The organism is Longimicrobium sp. (assembly GCF_036387355.1).
In the GTDB taxonomy this organism is placed as follows: domain Bacteria; phylum Gemmatimonadota; class Gemmatimonadetes; order Longimicrobiales; family Longimicrobiaceae; genus Longimicrobium.
Window position 1 is genome coordinate 1 of sequence record NZ_DASVTX010000135.1, and the last position, 16,606, is coordinate 16,606.

20 protein-coding genes and 9 tRNA genes are annotated in these 16,606 nt (G+C 69.9%); 17 read left to right on the forward strand and 12 right to left on the reverse strand.

The annotated features are described in order from the left end of the window. The first annotated feature begins 700 nt into the window (after nt 1-700). The 16 genes from VF665_RS06170 (at nt 701) to VF665_RS06245 (ending at nt 6,395) form a co-directional block, all read left to right on the forward strand. Entirely contained in the window at nt 701-1,174 is a 474-nt protein-coding gene (locus VF665_RS06170) for a hypothetical protein (RefSeq protein WP_331052542.1), read from the forward strand. A gap of 81 nt (nt 1,175-1,255) precedes the next feature. Beyond that, nucleotides 1,256-1,558, forward strand: coding sequence for a hypothetical protein (locus tag VF665_RS06175; protein ID WP_331052543.1), 303 nt, complete (start codon nt 1,256-1,258; stop codon nt 1,556-1,558). A 156-nt stretch (nt 1,559-1,714) separates the two neighbouring features. Beyond that, the gene (gene ypfJ, locus VF665_RS06180; protein ID WP_331052544.1) at nt 1,715-2,572 is read left to right on the forward strand and encodes a KPN_02809 family neutral zinc metallopeptidase; all 858 of its coding nucleotides are present in this window, start codon (nt 1,715-1,717) and stop codon (nt 2,570-2,572) included. Nucleotides 2,573-2,729: 157 nt separating this feature from the next. After that, nucleotides 2,730-3,464 carry a hypothetical protein gene (locus VF665_RS06185; RefSeq protein WP_331052545.1) on the forward strand — a complete coding sequence of 245 codons (735 nt, stop codon included), beginning with the start codon at nt 2,730-2,732 and terminating at the stop codon, nt 3,462-3,464. 144 nt (nt 3,465-3,608) lie between these two features. After that, nucleotides 3,609-3,681: transfer RNA gene (locus tag VF665_RS06190), tRNA-Lys, on the forward strand. 10 nt (nt 3,682-3,691) lie between these two features. Next, a tRNA-Arg gene (locus VF665_RS06195) sits at nt 3,692-3,765 on the forward strand. A gap of 13 nt (nt 3,766-3,778) precedes the next feature. Next, nucleotides 3,779-3,862: transfer RNA gene (locus tag VF665_RS06200), tRNA-Leu, on the forward strand. 18 nt (nt 3,863-3,880) lie between these two features. After that, nucleotides 3,881-3,953 (forward strand) — tRNA-Glu (locus VF665_RS06205). A 12-nt stretch (nt 3,954-3,965) separates the two neighbouring features. After that, nucleotides 3,966-4,039: transfer RNA gene (locus tag VF665_RS06210), tRNA-Met, on the forward strand. A gap of 4 nt (nt 4,040-4,043) precedes the next feature. Beyond that, nucleotides 4,044-4,118, forward strand: a tRNA-Val gene (locus tag VF665_RS06215). Between the two features lie 14 nt (nt 4,119-4,132). Beyond that, nucleotides 4,133-4,205 (forward strand) — tRNA-Gly (locus VF665_RS06220). 14 nt (nt 4,206-4,219) lie between these two features. Beyond that, nucleotides 4,220-4,293, forward strand: a tRNA-Asn gene (locus VF665_RS06225). 252 nt (nt 4,294-4,545) lie between these two features. Then, on the forward strand, nt 4,546-5,025 hold the full coding sequence (locus VF665_RS06230) for a putative adhesin (RefSeq protein ID WP_331052546.1): 480 nt from the start codon (nt 4,546-4,548) through the stop codon (nt 5,023-5,025). A gap of 193 nt (nt 5,026-5,218) precedes the next feature. Then, nucleotides 5,219-5,291, forward strand: a tRNA-Gln gene (locus VF665_RS06235). 206 nt (nt 5,292-5,497) lie between these two features. Beyond that, nucleotides 5,498-5,785 (forward strand): hypothetical protein, encoded by a 288-nt coding sequence (locus VF665_RS06240; RefSeq protein WP_331052547.1) that lies wholly within the window; start codon nt 5,498-5,500, stop codon nt 5,783-5,785. Between the two features lie 130 nt (nt 5,786-5,915). Beyond that, a complete protein-coding gene (locus tag VF665_RS06245; RefSeq protein ID WP_331052548.1) occupies nt 5,916-6,395 on the forward strand; it encodes a hypothetical protein in 480 nt (159 codons plus the stop codon). A gap of 83 nt (nt 6,396-6,478) precedes the next feature. Here the strand turns inward: VF665_RS06245 and VF665_RS06250 are convergent, their stop codons facing one another. From VF665_RS06250 to VF665_RS06280, 7 genes are all read right to left on the reverse strand, one after another. Then, nucleotides 6,479-7,075 carry a DUF1003 domain-containing protein gene (locus VF665_RS06250; RefSeq protein WP_331052549.1) on the reverse strand — a complete coding sequence of 199 codons (597 nt, stop codon included), beginning with the start codon at nt 7,073-7,075 and terminating at the stop codon, nt 6,479-6,481. Nucleotides 7,076-7,132: 57 nt separating this feature from the next. After that, nucleotides 7,133-7,384: a hypothetical protein gene (locus tag VF665_RS06255; RefSeq protein WP_331052550.1), complete on the reverse strand. Its 252-nt coding sequence runs from the start codon at nt 7,382-7,384 to the stop codon at nt 7,133-7,135. Between the two features lie 116 nt (nt 7,385-7,500). Continuing rightward, nucleotides 7,501-7,926, reverse strand: coding sequence for a peptidylprolyl isomerase (locus VF665_RS06260; RefSeq protein WP_331052551.1), 426 nt, complete (start codon nt 7,924-7,926; stop codon nt 7,501-7,503). Nucleotides 7,927-8,020: 94 nt separating this feature from the next. After that, on the reverse strand, nt 8,021-8,410 hold the full coding sequence (locus VF665_RS06265) for a hypothetical protein (protein ID WP_331052552.1): 390 nt from the start codon (nt 8,408-8,410) through the stop codon (nt 8,021-8,023). Between the two features lie 183 nt (nt 8,411-8,593). Beyond that, the gene (locus VF665_RS06270; protein WP_331052553.1) at nt 8,594-9,079 is read right to left on the reverse strand and encodes an FKBP-type peptidyl-prolyl cis-trans isomerase; all 486 of its coding nucleotides are present in this window, start codon (nt 9,077-9,079) and stop codon (nt 8,594-8,596) included. Nucleotides 9,080-9,377: 298 nt separating this feature from the next. Further along, nucleotides 9,378-9,623, reverse strand: a complete 246-nt coding sequence (locus VF665_RS06275) for a hypothetical protein (RefSeq protein ID WP_331052554.1) — start codon at nt 9,621-9,623, stop codon at nt 9,378-9,380. A gap of 59 nt (nt 9,624-9,682) precedes the next feature. Further along, nucleotides 9,683-10,762: a BF3164 family lipoprotein gene (locus VF665_RS06280; protein ID WP_331052555.1), complete on the reverse strand. Its 1,080-nt coding sequence runs from the start codon at nt 10,760-10,762 to the stop codon at nt 9,683-9,685. A gap of 377 nt (nt 10,763-11,139) precedes the next feature. Between VF665_RS06280 and VF665_RS06285 the strand changes: the two genes are divergently transcribed. Continuing rightward, the gene (locus VF665_RS06285) at nt 11,140-11,610 is read left to right on the forward strand and encodes a YaiI/YqxD family protein (RefSeq protein WP_331052556.1); all 471 of its coding nucleotides are present in this window, start codon (nt 11,140-11,142) and stop codon (nt 11,608-11,610) included. Between the two features lie 66 nt (nt 11,611-11,676). Here the strand turns inward: VF665_RS06285 and VF665_RS06290 are convergent, their stop codons facing one another. From VF665_RS06290 to VF665_RS06310, 5 genes are all read right to left on the reverse strand, one after another. Beyond that, nucleotides 11,677-11,880, reverse strand: a complete 204-nt coding sequence (locus tag VF665_RS06290; protein WP_331052557.1) for a hypothetical protein — start codon at nt 11,878-11,880, stop codon at nt 11,677-11,679. A gap of 815 nt (nt 11,881-12,695) precedes the next feature. Then, nucleotides 12,696-14,750 (reverse strand): NAD(+) synthase, encoded by a 2,055-nt coding sequence (locus VF665_RS06295; RefSeq protein ID WP_331052558.1) that lies wholly within the window; start codon nt 14,748-14,750, stop codon nt 12,696-12,698. Between the two features lie 141 nt (nt 14,751-14,891). Then, complete coding sequence (locus VF665_RS06300; protein ID WP_331052559.1) at nt 14,892-15,287, reverse strand: hypothetical protein; 396 nt, start codon at nt 15,285-15,287, stop codon at nt 14,892-14,894. A 170-nt stretch (nt 15,288-15,457) separates the two neighbouring features. Next, nucleotides 15,458-15,922: a cytochrome c gene (locus VF665_RS06305; RefSeq protein ID WP_331052560.1), complete on the reverse strand. Its 465-nt coding sequence runs from the start codon at nt 15,920-15,922 to the stop codon at nt 15,458-15,460. Between the two features lie 59 nt (nt 15,923-15,981). Continuing rightward, on the reverse strand, nt 15,982-16,606 hold a 625-nt coding region (locus VF665_RS06310), incomplete at its 5' end, for a zinc ribbon domain-containing protein (RefSeq protein WP_331052561.1).

Here is a 16,606-nt window from a genome sequence, read left to right on the forward strand (position 1 = left end):
ATGTGGTTGTCGGCGAAGTAAGTGCGTGAGTGCTGAGTGCTGAGTGCTGAGTGCGGAGTGCGGAACGGCAGTACGAAAGTACGAGAGTACGAAAGTAGCCGGTTCCGAAGGTGCGGTGCGCGCCGACGGTGTGGCCCTCACCCGGCTCGCTAAAGCTCGCCACCCTCTCCCACGAACAGATGTGGGAGAGGGGGCACACCCCAACTGCGCCCCGCCCCCGGCCCCTCGCCGTGCAAACTGCCGCACGGAGAGGGGAGAATTCACACCGAACCCGCCGCCCCGTGCAGTTGAAGCCCCGAACGGCGCGCCCATCGCGCCGTGTCGGGGCTTTCCGCTTTCAGAGCGGCGGATTCATCCGCTCAGGGCACCGTCCCCCGCGGCGACGATTGGGCTCCGCACCGGAATCTCTCCGCGCGCGTGCAGTTGGAGTCCCCCGCCTGTTTGGGGGGACTTTCCGCCGTTGTTGCGGCGGATTGATCCGCTCAGGACACCGTCCGCGGCACCTTCCATCGCCCGCCGCACCGGCGCCCGCCGCCGCGTGCTGGTGAAGTCCCCCCGTCCGTTTGGGGGGACTTTCCGCCATGGTTGCGGCGAATTCATTCGCTCAGCCTCATCCGCCGCTGCCCATCGTCTCCCCGCGTGGCTCCGCGCTTGCACACCCCGTCGCGCCTGAACCGAGAACCCGGACCGCGAGGGGGCGATGCAGCAGGATTCCAACGCGACACCCGACGCCAGCATGGACGAGGTGAGCCGGCGCGCCGACGAACTGGCCGCCGAGGCGCACGGCGACCTCGGCGCCAACCAGCGCGCCGCGCACGGCGGCCAGGAAACGGACTACGGGTTCCGCCTTCCGCCCGACATGGCCGAGGCCGATCGCATCCGCGCCACCGACGACGTGGACCTCATCCGCCGCCAGCAGGACGCCGCCGAAACCCAGCGCCGCGCCGCCGAAGCGCTGGTCCAGTCCCAGGAACTGCTGCGCGGTACCGCCCAGCAGCTCGGCCGCACCGGCGAGGCGGTGCGCGACAACCGCGATGACCTGAACGAGCTGCGGCAGAACAGCGAGGAAATCAGCGAGCAGCTGGCCCAGGCACGCGACCAGGTGAACCGCACCCGGGTGCCCGGCGCTGGCCCGTCGAGCGGATCGGACGATTCCGGCGGCGCAAACAGGTAGCATCGCGAGACCGGAACGGCTCGTGCACATCCGCCGGCCTCGTTCCCGAGCCGGCACCACCGACATCGCAGGAGATCGATCATGGACCAGAACCGCGACCAGGGCTCCGAAGACAACCGCCAAGCGGTGGAGCACGTGCACAACGTCCAGGAAAACCGCGACGCCCTGCAGGATCAGGCCCGCCGCGTGCAGGCCACCGCCCCCGACACCGACCAGCCCGTGGAAGGGCTGCGCGTCGCCGGGATGGGGGGCGAAGACAACTCGCAGGCGGCGGAAAACGTGCGCCGCGTACAGGAAAACACCCAGGCGCTGCGCGACGAGGCCCGCCGGGTGGACGCCACCACGCCGCCCGACATCAACCGCACGGGCTCGCAGAACCAGTAGCCCCGGGCGGATGGGGATTGCGCGAGGGCGGCGGCCGGGGCCGCCGCCCTCGCGCGTTCCGGGGCCCGGCGCGAGCGTCTAGCATCCCGCTTGCGAAGACCGCCCGCGAGCGCCGGCCGCGGGCCGGGCGCAGGGACCTTCCGGAAGGAGACGAGCATGCGCTGGCAGGGCGGACGACAGAGTTCAAACATCAGCGACCGCCGCGGGATGGGCGGAGGCATGGCCGCGGGCGGCGGACTCGGTGCCGTGGTGCTGGGCCTCGTCTACTTTCTCCTGACCGGCGACCCGTCCGGGCTCCAGAACGCCGCGCCCACCGGGCAGCCCCCGGCCGGCAGCCAGGCGGGCGCGCCCCCCACGGACGCCGCGTCCGACACCATGAAGCAGTTCGTCGCCACCGTGCTGGGCAGCACCGAAGACGTGTGGACCGAAATCTTTCGCCAGCAGGGGCAGGCGTACGAGCAGCCCCAGCTGGTACTGTTCAGCGGGGCGGTGCAGTCCGCCTGCGGGCAGGCCAGCGCGGCGGTCGGCCCGTTCTACTGCCCGGGCGACCGGCAGGTGTACATCGACCTGGATTTCTATGACCAGCTGCGCAGGGACCTGGGCGCGCCCGGCGACTTTGCCCAGGCGTACGTGATCGCGCACGAGGTGGGGCACCACATCCAGACCCTTACCGGCGTCTCGCAGCAGGTGAACGCCGCCTCGCGCCGCGGCGGCGAGGCGGAGGCCAACCGCCTTTCAGTGATGCAGGAGCTGCAGGCGGACTGCTACGCCGGCGTGTGGGCCAAGCACTCGCAGCAGCAGCGCAACTGGCTGGAGCAGGGCGACGTGGAAGAGGCGCTGAACGCAGCCACCCAGATCGGCGACGACGCGCTGCAGAAGCGCTCGCAGGGCTACGTGGTCCCGGAAAGCTTCACGCACGGCAGCAGCGCGCAGCGGGTGCGCTGGTTTCAGCAGGGGTTCCAGTCGGGATCCATGGAAAGCTGCGACACCTTCAACGCCGGCGCGTCGCTGTAGCGTCCCCGTTGACTTTGGGGATGACGAGGGACGGTCCGCGGCGTGCAGGACGTCCCCTTTCTGCTGCGGGGCGGCGCCGGGGGACTGGCGCGGACGGGGCGATAACGTTTGTTTACAGGGTTCGCCCCCATGCTCCCGCACCCGTGCCGCCTGGTACATGCCCCCCACCCCGCCGGACCGCGACGAGAACGACGAAGGCCGGCTGACCGCGCGGCCGGGCACCCCCGCGCGGGTGGACCGGTCCGGGCTGCGGCGGCTGGGGCTGGACCCCCGCCGCGACGGGCTGCTGTACGTTCCCACCGCGCACTCCCCCGCCCGCCCGGCGCCGCTGGTGCTCATGCTGCACGGGGCCGGGGGGAACGGGCACAACGCGCTGGGCATCCTGCAGCCGCTGGCGGACGCGTACGGGCTGGTGCTGCTGGCCCCGGACGCGCGCGGGCAGACCTGGGACGCCATCCGCGGCGGCTTCGGGCCGGACGTGTGGTTCATCGACCGCGCGCTGGAGCACGTGTTCGAACGCTGTGCCATCGACCCCGCCCGCATCGCCATCGCCGGCTTTTCCGACGGGGCCTCGTACGCGCTGTCGCTGGGGCTGCCCAACGGCGACCTGTTCTCGCACGTGATCGCCTTTTCCCCCGGCTTTGCGGCGCCGCCGGGCCGGCGCGGGCGGCCCGGCGTGTTCGTGACGCATGGCACGCACGACACCGTGCTCCCCATCGACAGCTGCAGCCGGCGCGTGGTTCCGCGGCTCACCAGCGCCGGGTACGCGGTGGAGTACCGCGAGTTCGACGGCCCGCACACCGTTCCGCCGGCGCTGGCCCGCGAGGCGGTGAAGTGGTTTGCCCGCGGCGCCTCCGCAAAGGGAAAACCGGGGGCGCCCCGGGAAGGGTAACGGAGGGGCTTCACAAAGCGGGCGGGCTCGTATATATTCTGCGCCCCGCCGGTACCCAGCCGCGTTCGCTGTGCGCAACGGAGTGGCCGGCGGGGCTTGCGCGAACGGACCAATCGTTGTAACCTTTTGGTCTGCACGGAATTAGCACCGATAGCTCAACTGGCAGAGCAGGGGACTCTTAATCCCAAGGTTGTAGGTTCGATTCCTACTCGGTGCACTGCTGGTGCGCGCCCATAGCTCAGCTGGATAGAGCGTCTGACTACGGATCAGAAGGTCGGGAGTTCGAATCTCTCTGGGCGCACTGGTTGGAAACTGCTCCTGTGGCGGAATTGGTAGACGCGCTAGATTCAGGATCTAGTGGGCGCAAGCTCGTGGAGGTTCGAGTCCTCTCGGGAGCACTGTAGGATCAGGGTCACGCCCCGTTCGTCTAGTGGCCTAGGACATAGCCCTCTCAAGGCTAAAACACGGGTTCGATTCCCGTACGGGGTATGCGGTACGTGTCGCGGGGTGGAGCAGCCTGGTAGCTCGTCGGGCTCATAACCCGAAGGTCGCGGGTTCGAATCCCGCCCCCGCTATGAAGGGCGTTTAGCTCAGCTGGTCCAGAGCGCTCGCTTCACACGCGAGAGGTCATAGGTTCAAATCCTATAACGCCCACTGGTACGGAAGTCGCGGGCATAGCTCAGTTGGTAGAGCGCAACCTTGCCAAGGTTGAGGTCGCCGGTTCGAGTCCGGTTGCCCGCTCTGTAGTCCGGTAAGCCCACTTAGCTCAGTTGGTTAGAGCATCTGACTGTTAATCAGAGGGTCCCAGGTTCGAGTCCTGGAGTGGGCGCTCTCACAACGAAGGCCCGGAAGCCGCATCGGCTTCCGGGCCTTCGTTTTCGTGTGATCCGCTCCGCGAGCCGCTCGGCGGGCCGGTGGTGTTCACGATGCTCCGGACCCGTCGCGGGACAACCCGTCCCACTCCGTCGCGAATGCGGTCCGGAACGGCTACACCGAGCTCCTTGCCACTTCCCTTTCCGTGCTTTATTTGTAGTTGTCGGTTCGCCGTCGATCATTCATCGTTCATCATGAGGAGGTTCCTGTGCCCGCTCCCGGATACATCATCTCGGCCCACGGAGGCCGCTGGTCGAACCAGAAGCCCGATCTCGCGGTGCCGAGCACCAGTGCCGTCGCGTTTTACGTCAAGGATGGGCAGCTGTTGTCCAACACCATGGGCTACGCCATTCTCGGCGCGCTCACGAAGAACCAGACGCCGCCGTACCCCGTCGTAGAACAGGTGAGCGGGGGAAAGACGTACGATTACGCGTGCTGGTACGCACCCCAGTTCGCGAACTACTGCGGCATCTACGAGGTGGGCAGCACCAAGCAGGTGGCCTCGCTCAAGCAGTACACGGAGAACAACCCTCTCCTGCTCAGTCAGATCCTTCAGATGTACCCCGACTGCACCATCTACTGGGATGCGTGCCGCGAAGTCTCGGTGCACGCCGAAACCGCGGTGCTGCAGAACTCGCCCGGGGCGTTCCCGAGCGAATCCCCGCCGGAAGCGCTGGCCATCCCCTGAGCACGGGGGCGGGCCGCCGCCGGGCGGTCCGCCATCCCGGCCCCGGGGCCCCACGGCGGCGCGCCGTCCAGCGTTTTCCGCGAAAACCACGTCCGCGCCCATCCGCAACCGGCATGGCCGCACCCACTTGCGAGCTTTGGCGGCCACTGTTATCTTTGCTGTACAGGCGCCGCGCGGGACTGGCGGCGCTCACTGCCCTCTGGTGTAATTGGCAACACGCCTGACTCTGACTCAGGAAAGTCCAGGTTCGATCCCTGGGGGGGCAACTGCCGGAAAGGCCCGGACCGCACACGCGGTCCGGGCCTTTCCGCGTTCAGGGCTTGGGCGGTGGGCGGATCGGTGCTGGGCCGTCCGGGATCGAATCGCCGCGGGGAGAGGGTGCCGGGCCGCTCGCGTGTTCTCTGCTTGTACACACGTCTGCTCCCCGCGGAGCCCGCAGGCCGGCGCCCCCTCCCCAGCCCCGGATGAGACGATGCCCCCGATCCCGCGCTCCCTGACCCTCGCCGCCTGTGCCGCCACGCTCGCCTGCTCCGATGCAGGCGGCAATGGAGGCGTGCTGCCCACCACGGGCGCAGCTCCCCTTCCCACAGTGCAGCCGCCCAACGGCGCGGTCGCGGTCACCGTCGGCACCCCGGTGGCCCGCGACGCCACCAAGGGGAGCACCGTCCTTTCCGATCCGGCCGGCGGCGGCGTGGTCTACACGGCTTGGGTGTTGGTCGTCCCAGGCAGATTCTGGTCCGGCATGGGGGCGTGCTCCTGAAGACGCGGTGAGTGCCGGCCGGGCGCCGATCGACGCCATCTACAAACATTGGATCTCCGTTGCGCGCCTGCCGATTCCGGTGGAACGGTCCTCGCAAGAGCCGACCGCCCACGCATGGGAGGAGGGCGCGATGGGATTGATGGGCCGCTACATCGACGGGCTGCCGGTGGAGGCGCGGGACCGGCTGATTCAGGCGCAGGAGTGGTGTCTGGCCTCGGTGGTGGAGCCGGACGGCTCCCGCTGCCTGGTGGGGCACGCGGAGGACTGGCGCGCGCTCGCCGTACAGCCGGGCGACTGGCGCCGGTGGATGGACGACGAAACGGGCGGATCGGGCCCGGACGCGCCGGACCGCGCCGCCGGCGAGCTGGACGCGGTGTGCAGCCCGCACTTCTTCGCCTTCCGGCGCGCGCGGCCGGCGGACATGCCCGTGTACCGCGCCCGCGTGTCACGCTGGGGCCTGGCCTCGGAGGCGCGCATCGGGGCGCGCTTTGACCGGCTGTGCGCGCGCCGCGGGCTGGCCACCGCCATCCGCATCGTCAAGCGCCGCGCCGCGGCCAGCGTACCCATCATGACGCCGGACACGACGCCCCGCTCCAGCGTCCCGGCCTGAGCGCATCCGGCACGGAAACGGGGAACGCCCCTCCCCAGCCATCGCGGGAGAGGGGCGTTCCTCACTTCTGTCCAGGATCCGCCTCACTGCCGCGGGCCGCCGTGCCGGCTGAAGTACTCGGCGTTCTGCTCGATGCTGTCCAGCACCCGGTTGGGGTGCACGTCGCGCGACAGTTCGTCCAGCTCGGGGTCGCCGGCGTCCTCGATCCCCATGCGGTGCGCCATCGCCGCCACGAGGGCCAGCGTGCGGGTGATCTCGTGCTCCGCCAGCAGGCTCACCTGCAGGTCCAGGTCAGCGCGCTTGTCGGCCAGTTCCGCCATGCGGTTCTGGCTGATGAGCACAAAGGTGCTGATGAAGATGGCCTCCACCGATGCCACCATCGCCAGCACTACGTAGCTCGGGTCAAAGCGCGGCAGCCCGGGAATCCACCCCGTGTTCCACAGGATCCAGGTGCCGAAAATGGCCAGGTGCAGGTAGACGAAGGTCATGCTCCCGGCAAAGCGGGTCACGCCGTCCGCGATGCGCTCGGAGCGCGTCTTGGCGCGCTCCTCCTTGGCGCGGCGCTCCAGAAGCGCGCGCACGTTGCGCTCCACCACCCGCGCCATCGTGCGCCGCCCGTGCGGCGGGTACGTGGGCGTGTCCGAATCGTGCGGGCCGGGTTGCTCGCGGTACTCTGCCATGCGTTCCCCAAGGGCAAGACGCAAGCCAGCCCCGCCGCGCGTCCCGTTGCGCGCTACCTACTTCGCGCCGCCCTCTCCGTCCATCCGCGTGCGAAGAAAGGTGTCCAGCTCCGCGTCAGGCACGCCGTACACCTGCTCGCTCAGAAAGCGGCGCGTCTCCACCTCGTTGTGCGCCACCTGGCGCATCATGTCCGCCAGGCTTTCGACCGACAGGCCCACTCGCCGCGCCGCCTCCGCCAGCCGGCGGTAGGCATCCTGCCGGGCCACCCGCTCTTCCGGCGTTTCCCCCTCGTCCCACGCTTCGCGCATCGTCACTCCCTCATCCCAGCAAGGTCGGGCCACCCGGTCCGGATCACATCCATCTCCACAGAAAAGAGCGCACCCCGCGTGCCGGGGGTGCGCTCCGTCATCCGCCGCCCGCCCGCTCAGCCGATGTCCACCAGCTTGAGCTTGAAGGTGAGCTGCTTGCCCGCCAGCGCGTGGTTCGCGTCCAGCAGCACCGAATCGTCGCCCACCTCCACCACGGTGACGATGAAGGTGTTCTGCCCGTCGCTCATCTGCAGCTGCTGGCCCACCTGCGGCACCATGCCCTGGGGAAACTGCGACCGGGGAACGCGCAGCACCATTTCTTCGCGGTGCTCGCCATACGCGTCCTGCGCGGGGATGGTGACCGTGCGCTCGTCGCCCGCCTGCATGCCCGCCACGCCGCGCTCAAAGCCGGCGATCACGTGGCCCTGGCCCAGCGTAAACTCCAGCGGGTCGCGCCCTTCCGAGCTGTCGAACACGCTGCCGTCGTCCAGCGTCCCCGTGTAGTGCACGCGGACGGTGTCTCCCATCCTGGCTTCCGCCATTCTCACTGCCTCCTGCCCGGGCCGGGTCCGGCCCCTCCCCCCTGGAGGCGCCTCGGCGGGCGGGCTACGCAAGACGAACGCCCGGCGCCCGCCGTCAGGGCTGCCGCGCCACCCAGTCGCGGGCCCGGTCCATGTCATCAAACGCCTCAATGACCCTGCGGCTGAACAGCAGCACGGCACGGAACAGCACCTTGTGCACGCCCTGCATCCCCACCACGGCGGCGGCGGTCACGTACGGCTTGTTGTGCGCGGTGAGCTTCTTGAGCGCGTCCATCACCGGCGGCGTGTAGCGGGCCCCGGTCACGTTGGTGATGGTGCGCACCGAGGCGGGCGGCTGCCGCGCCACCAGGTCGCGCACGCGCTCGATCTGGTCCAGGATCTCCGCCTCCGCCTGCAGGTTGCTGAGGTCGATGAGCAGAATGCGCGCACCGGCGTGCTCGATGAAGCGCACCCGGGTGGCCGATGTGGGTTCCGCGGCGGGCATGTTCGTCGGGGGCAGGAGGATGGGAGCCGCCTGGGGAGCAGTTCAGGCGGGAAAGGAAGAGGACCAAGGTAGCGCGCGGGGAACACGCGTTCAAGCGATTGGCGAACGGCGGTGCGCGCCGCGCGAAAGGGCGCGGAGAACCACTCCGCGCCCTTTCGCACGATCCGTGTTCCGTCCGGTGGACTACTTGATGGAGTCCAGCAGAACGTTGAAGACCAGGATGGAGTTGCCCGGGATGGGCCCGTTGGGGTTGCGGCCGTAGCCCAGCGACGGCGGAATGACGAGCTGGCGCGTGCCGCCCTTCTTCATCCCCAGAACGCCTTCGTTGAAGCCCGCCACCACCCGCCCGCCGTTCAGCTGGAACGGGAAGGACGCCGGCTGGCCCACGTTGGAGTCGATCTGCGTGCCGTTGCTCAGCCAGAGCGTGTAGTGCACGAACGCGGTCTGCCCGGGGGCCGCCGCTTCGCCGGTGCCCACGGCGATGTCGCGGTAGTACATCCCGCTCGCCGTCTTGGTGCTGGCGGCCAGGTTCACGCCCAGCGAGGACGCGAACTGGGTTTCCTCGATCACCGGGGACGAATACGTCACGTCGCCGTCGCAGGCGGCGGCCGCGAGCAGGGGCAGCGCGCAGGCCAGCACGGCGGCGGAGCGTCGGATCAGCTTGATCATGGGTCGTGTCGGTCGGGTGCGGCGGGCCGGCGCCCGGGGACGCCGGGGAGCGCGGCGGGCCGCGTTCCGGGAACCCGTAACGATAGCACCGCGAACGCCCATCCGTCTACCGGTCAGGCGACCGATGTTGGCGCGGGGAGCGGGTTTGCGCCGCATGCGAGCCGCGGTGCAGCACAAAGGCCGGCACCCCCGCAGGGAGTGCCGGCCCGGCGGCGAGCCGTGCTGAAGACGTTCTCTGTCGTTCCTACGCGATCCGGTGCTTGCAGAACCGCCCGCGAACAGCGGTCCTGGTACAGGATCAGATGGGGCGCTTGTCCAGGTAGTCGGCGCGCGGCGTGGTGCAGACGTAGCCGGCGGCCGGCTCGCAGCCGGCGTTGGCGATCGGCTCGGCGGCGACCAGTTCCGACGAGGCCTCCGCTTCCGCCGCACTCGCGCAGCTCACCTCCAGCCGGTAGGGCTGGCCGTCGCTGGCGGACTGCAGGGTGAAGGGGCTCACGGCGGCCAGAGCGGCGACGGAGCCCATGAGGGCGAGCTTCTTGATCATCGTGCGTCCTCCTGAAGGATGATGGAAATTGCGGCTCGCCTGCCGCGAAACGGAACCGGTCAATCGTTTCTCGCAGCGGTGCGCGTGTCCCGCGGGGCGGGGAGCATCCACTCACCTACTCCCGCGGACGGCTCCTCCACGGCCCCGTAGAGAGTGCGGTCGTCGGGCGACACCGCAATGGCCATCACCGCGCGGTCCAGGGCCAGGTCGTGCACCAGGTCGCCCTGCCAGGTGAAGATCTGCACGCGAGACGGCGGAGCGTCCTCTCCCAGCCGGCAGCCGCAGAACAAGGCATAGACAAAGCGCTCGGTGGATGCGGCCCCGCTGAAGGCCATCTCGTTTCCATCCTTCCACCGGAAGCGCTCCTGCCGGACCTCAAAGCTCGGGCGCGTGGCGCGGGGTCCCGCCACCGTACCGTACCGCTGGCCATCCGCCGTGAAGAAGTCGACGCGGCTGCGGAACTGGTAGGCCAGGGCAAAGCGGCCGCTTCCCGGTGCCGCCGTCATGAAGTTGCGGTTCAGCATCCGGCGCCCGTCCGAATGGCCGGTGGCGCGGGGTGTGAACGGGGGATCGGCCACGAGCCGGTTCACCGGCCGTCCCAGGGTGTCCATGACAAGGAGGGTGTAGTCCGGAAACAGCCCGTTGGCCACCAGCCGGTCGCCCGTGCGGAACATCGCCGTCACCGAGGCACCCACGTCCATGGGCCGGGTGAGCATGGCGGACGCGGGCTCGCGCTGCTCCAGGCTGATGCGCGTCAGCCGGCGGTTCTGAAAGTCGTACATCCACAGGCGGGACGGATCACCCGCCACGGGGAGGGCGCTCGCGGGATCAAAGAACTCGCCCGGCCCGCGTCCGTGCTCTCCGAACTGCCGCAGCACTCTTCCGGAGTTCCGGTCGATGACGGCCAGGTGCTGGCTCATGAACCGGTCCGTGACCAGCAGGCGGCCACCGATCACCTGAATTCCGGAAACGCGCGCAAACTGTGTGGAGTCGCCAAAGAGTCGGGCCATCCGGAGCGGCTGCTGCTGCGCGCCGGCGCTCGCGGCGAGCACCCGCCCGGAAAAGGATTCCGCCGTGCCGGGACCCGCGACATCGCGCAACTGGGCGGACGCCGCCAGAACGCCCGGTCCGCCGGACACTCCGGGCTCCGGCTCGCCCGCGCAGGCCGCGATCAGGCAGAAAATCAGGACGCTCCCCACCGGGGCCGCCGCCCGGGTGACCCGGTGCCGTGCTCGCGATTCCGGACCGCCGCTTCCACCCATCCCGAGCCTCCCGCAAGGGTCTGATGATCCCGACAGCAAGGCAGCCGGGGTGATCGAATTGCGCGTTTGGTGTCTTGAAACAAGGGTAGGACGCGCGAGTTCGATTGTCAATAGTGGTCCGTAAAAGGAATGTTGGAGAGCTGGGCCGCATTCCGGGCCGGCGCCGCAGCGGGGGGGCGCGGGTGCGGCGATGCGGCCTCGTGCATAGCTTGAGGCAGGGCCGGGAGCCCCTCCTCTCATGGACGAAGGGAACGATGAAGCTGTGGATCGATGCGGACGCGGCGCCGCGCGACGTCAAAGAGATCGTGTATCGCGCGGCGCGGCGGCTGGAGCTGCAGACGGTGCTGGTGGCCAACCAGCGGCTTCCCCTTCCGCCCGGCAACCCGTTCGTCAGCGCCGTGCGGGTGGAGGGCGGGCCCGACGTGGCGGACCGGCACATCGCGGACTCGGCCGAACCGGGCGACGTCGCCGTTACCGCCGACATTCCGCTGGCGGCGGCGCTGGTAGGAAAGCAGGTGTTCGTCATCGACCCGCGCGGCGACGAGTACTCGCCCGACAGCATCGGCGAGCGCTTGGCCGTGCGCGACTTCATGGACGGGCTGCGGGGCGCCGGCGTGGAGACCGGCGGGGCGCGTCCGTACGGCGAGCGGGAAAAGAAGGCCTTCGCGGCGGCGCTGGACCGGGTGCTCACCCGTGCGCTCCGCGGAGGCCGTCCCGGGCGGTGACCGGTCCGGTGGAGAGGGATGAAAGAAGGGCCGCGGTGTGTCCGCGGCCCCGTTCCGTTCCGTGCGTCAGCCCAGCGGAACCCCGCTGGCCGGCTGCGGCGCGGCCTCTCCCCGGGCCGCGGCGCCGTCGCGCGCGCCCTGCTCGCGGGACTCGCGGGTGTAGTGGTCCTCGAACAGCGAGGTCAGCAGGTTTCCGAGGGAACGCGCCGACTTTCCTTCCAGGGCACGCTGGTATGCGTCCTGGTATGCCGCCTTGTTCTTGATGGACATCCGCTCCTCCGTGTACGGGTACTTCGGCGACCGGCATGGTCGCGCACCCACAGTGTAACACGGTGCGGAGCGAAATCCTCATACTTTTTCAGCATGAACTCTGAACGGCGGCCCGGATTCTCCCCCGCCCGCCCGCAAACATTCGGTTTTCTCCCTCGGCGCACCCCCCAATGCCTCGGTGCAGCGCTTCGCCAGGATCGAGAGCATCGCACCCGTTGCGGTTACCACGCAGGCCCTTGTCGTCCTGAGAGGGTGTTGAGAAACCCACTTTCCTGCCGCTCCGGCGCGTGAGCGTCATCCTGAAGGAGCAGCGCACTGAGCCGTCCACTCACGCCAGACCCTGTGCGACGGAAGGATCCCGGACCGAAGCATCCGTGCGGCCGCTGCCCGGCGCGGCGTTCCTTGGCCTCCTTGCGGCGTACGCAGGTCGGGAGCGCGCCACGCAGCCTGTCGTGCGTCGGCTGCCGTGTGGCGGGATTCTTCAGTCGGCGCCAGCGTGGGAGCACAGGATCGGCCCCGCCGGCGCCTCCTTCAGAATGACACTCACAGGCCGAGGCGCTTACGACAAGCGTGGTTCTCAACACACTCTGAGGCGGCGCCGGACGCACCTTCAGCCGCGCCGAACAAGGATCTACTGCGCCCGCGAGAACGGGCGTGCATGCCGCCACATCGGCTCGGCGGGAAGCAGACCCCTTCGACTCCGCCACAACGTCGAGCGGCTGAAGGTCCGGCGCAGCACTTCGCTCAGGACGGCAGCTCCTGCGCTCCGGACCAGTTACAGCGCAGACACCTGCCATCTTCGGCAGCGCCGGTCGTCAGGGCACGCCGGTGCGCAGCTCCTCCAGCCACACCGTGGCTTCCGAGTCGCTGGGGGCGCGCCAGTCGCCGCGCGGCGAGAGCGATCCGCCGGAACCCACCTTGGGCCCATTGGGCACCGCGCTGCGCTTGAACTGGCTGATCTTGAAGAAGCGCCACAGAAACACTTCCATCCACCGCTTGATGGTGGCCAGGTCGTACTGGTTGCGCCGCTCCTCGGGGAGCAGCTCCGGCCACCCGCCGCGCGCCCGGTCGCCCCAGGCGTGGTGCGCCAGAAACGCCACCTTGCTGGGCCGGTAGCCGAACCGGGTCACGTAGAACAGCGTGAAATCCTGCAGCTCGTACGGGCCGATCTTTTCCTGCGTGCTCTGCGCCGGCTGCGCGGCCTCCCCTTCCCCGCCCGGCACCAGCTCCGGCGAAATCTCCGTATCCAGAATCTTCTGCAGCACCGCGCCCGTCTCGGCGGGGAACTGGCCGCTGTGAATGACCCAGCGGATCAGGTACTGGATCATGGTCTTGGGCACCGACGCGTTCACGTTGTAGTGCGACATGTGGTCGCCCACGCCGTAGGTGGCCCATCCCAGCGCCAGTTCGCTCAGGTCGCCCGTTCCCAGCACCAGCGCGTCGTGCAGGTTGGCCAGGCGGAACAGGTGCGAGGTGCGCTCCCCCGCCTGCACGTTCTCGAACGTCACGTCGTATACCGGCTCGCCGTTCGCGAACGGGTGGCCGATGTCCTTGAGCATCTGCAGGCAGCTGGGGCGGATGTCGATCTCCGCCGCGGTGATTCCCAGCCCGCGCATGAGGTCCCACGCGTTCCCCCTGGTGCCGGAACTGGTGGCGAATCCGGGCATGGTGTAGCCCAGGATGTTCTCGCGCGGCAGCCCCAGCCGGTCCATGGTGCGCGCGGCCACGATGAGCGCCTGCGTGCTGTCCAGCCCGCCCGACACGCCGATGACGATCTTCTTGATCCCCGTTGCGGCCAGGCGCTTCATCAGCCCGTGGACCTGGATGTTGTACGCCTCGTAGCACCGCGCGTCGCGCACCGCCGGGTCGTCCGGCACGTACGGAAAGCGGCCGACGGCGCGGCGCAGCGGGATGTCGCCCTCGGGGACGGCGAAGTGGAACGGAATGCGGCGGATGGCCTGCACCCGCTGCATGTGGTCGCCCGCGGCGTCCTGAAAGGTGTTCATCCGCGAGCGCTCCTGAAGCAGCCGCTCCAGGTCCACGTCCGCCACGATCATGTGCTCCTCGTCCGCAAAGCGCGGCGACTCGGCCAGCAGGTCGTTCTGCTCGTAGATGAGGGCGTGGCCGTCCCACGCCAGGTCGGTGGTGGACTCACCCGGCCCGGCGGCGGAGTACAGGTACGCGCAGATGCAGCGGCCGGACTGGCCGGCGCACAGGTCGCGGCGGTACTCGGCCTTGCCCACGGTGATGTTGCTGGCGGACAGGTTGGCGATCACCGTGGCGCCGGCCAGCGCCGCAAAGCTGCTGGGCGGAATGGGCGTCCACACGTCCTCGCAGATCTCCGCGTGCAGCACGAAGCCCGGAAAGTTTTCCGCCTCGAACACGACGTCCGCGCCGAACGGCACCCGCTCCCCCGCCACCGTGACGTGGTCCCACGCGGCGTCACGCGCGGGCGTGAACCAGCGGTGCTCGTAGAACTCGCGGTAGGTGGGCAGGTAGCTCTTGGGCACCACGCCCAGGATCTTTCCCCGGTGAATGACGACCGCGCAGTTGAACAGGCGGCCGCGAAAGCGCAGGGGCGCGCCCACCAGCAGCACCGGCGCCAGCTCCGCGCTTTCCGCCACCAGCCGGCCGATCCCTTCCAGCACCGCCTCCAGCAGCGCGTCCTGCTGAAACAGGTCTTCGCAGGTGTAGGCGCTGATCCCCAGTTCGGGAAAGAGCGCCACGGCGGCGTGCTCCTCGGATGCCCGCCGCGCCATGCCCAGGGTGTGCTCCACGTTGTACGCGGGGTCCGCCACGCGCACGCTGGGAATGCACACGGCCACGCGAACAAAGCCGTGGGAGTAGATGGAGTGGAACGGTGCGCGCATCGGTTCTTTCGGCCGGCGGAAGAGTGGATGCCCCACACCATACAAGCCCCGTTCCCGCCCGGCCAGCACAGGGCGATCGGCGGATGAAAACGCCCCGCGCGGGTTTCCGCGCGGGGCGTTCCGATTGTGGTCCGGATGAGGTCAGCGCGCGCGCGACACCAGGTACCCCGCGCCGCCGCCGATCACGATGCCGAGCGGCACCGTTCCGACCAGCGCGAGTCCGCACATGGACTCGCCCTTTCGGCAGTTCGGATCGGCGAAGGGAAGCGCCGCGCCCAGCACGGCTCCGGCCAGCGCGCCCACCGCCACGTGCCCGCCGGTGGACATCCGCCGCACCTCCACCGCGCCCGCGGTCCGCGGCGCCGGCGCGATCAGCCGCGGATCCATGATGCCGGGCGCCATTGCCGTGCGTCCGCCAGTCAGGGACGCCGCGGCTTCCGCTGAAGGGGCGAGGTCCGCCCGCCGCTGCGCGCACGCGGGAGAAGCGAGCGCGGCCAGGGCGGCGCCCGCGAGAACGAGTTGTTTCAGGAGATGCATGTCGATCCGGGAAATCAGGACGATGCGCGGCGATGATCGCCGCGCTGGTTCATCCAGGAACGTAGATCCCCGGCGGGATGTGACACATGGCCCCGTTCTCTGCACGCGGATGACAGAAAACGGGCCTCCCGCGGCAGTGCGCGGGAGGCCCGTTGTCCATCGAAAGCCGTCTATCGTGCGCCGCGGCGGGCGAGCGACCAGGTGTAGGCGGACACGGCGCGGATCTGCTCGTCGGTGAGCGCGCCGTTGCCGCGGGGCGGCATGGGGACGGAGAACGCCTCCGAGCCGGGCGCACCCGCCGTCACCACGGCGATGATCTCATCCAGCGAGCCGGTGCCCTGCGTCCACGTGGGATCGATGAGGGACGGTCCGAGCTGCGTTCCCTGCCCGTTTTCGCCGTGGCACATCACGCACGTCTGGCGGTACAGGCCGCGCCCCGCGCCCGCCTGCTGCGCGGTCACCCCCGGCGGAAGCTGCCCCGGCGGCGGGCCGGAATCCACCACGGCCGGCACCGGCTGCCCATCCCCATCCTTTGCCACCTCACCGGCGTTCCCGCCACGGTCGCACGCCGCGCACGCCAGTACCAGCGCCGCCGCCATCCATCGTCCCGTCGTCCCCATCGGCTCCGTCCGCACGTCCGCCCTCGCGCGCGCCGCCGGGAGGTGTCCCGGCGGGGCCGCTTTCAGGGGGGCGGCTACCGCAAGCGCTGTTCCGGGCGTCCCGGGGGCGGAGTGCCGCCGCTGGCCACGCGCGGGGCGCCGCAGGTGGCGCAGAAGCCCCACTCCGGCTCCATCATGGCGCTGCAGTCCGCGCACGGTACGGGAACCAGCACCTTGCCGCAGAACGGGCAGAAGCGTGCCTCGCGGTCCATGGGCAACGGCGAGCGGCAGGCCGGGCACGGCTTGGGGCGCGGACGCGGCGGCTCGGGCGCGGGTTCCGGCTCCACGCGCGGCGCGGCGGCCGGCGCCGCAGCCGGCGCGCGCGCGGGGGACGCGGCCGGGCCGGCCACGATCGGCGCGGCGGCGGGATCAGGCCCCGGCGGCTGCGCGAAGGGGTTGGGCTGCACCGCCACGTCCGCGTAGTCGCGGTAGATGCCCAGAATGGGGTTGGGCGCCTGCAGCTCGCGGCGAAACTCCTCCAGCACGTCCGCGCGCTCCAGCTCCAGGTACTCGCGCTCCCCGGAAAGCAGGCGCAGCAGGGCGTGCTCGTACTCCGCCAGCTCGCCAAACCCCAGTTCGGCGCGGATCAGGCGGTACGGAACCACGTCCTGGTACAGGTCGCCGATGGTGAGCGCCCGGCCGGGGTCGCGCGACAGGGCA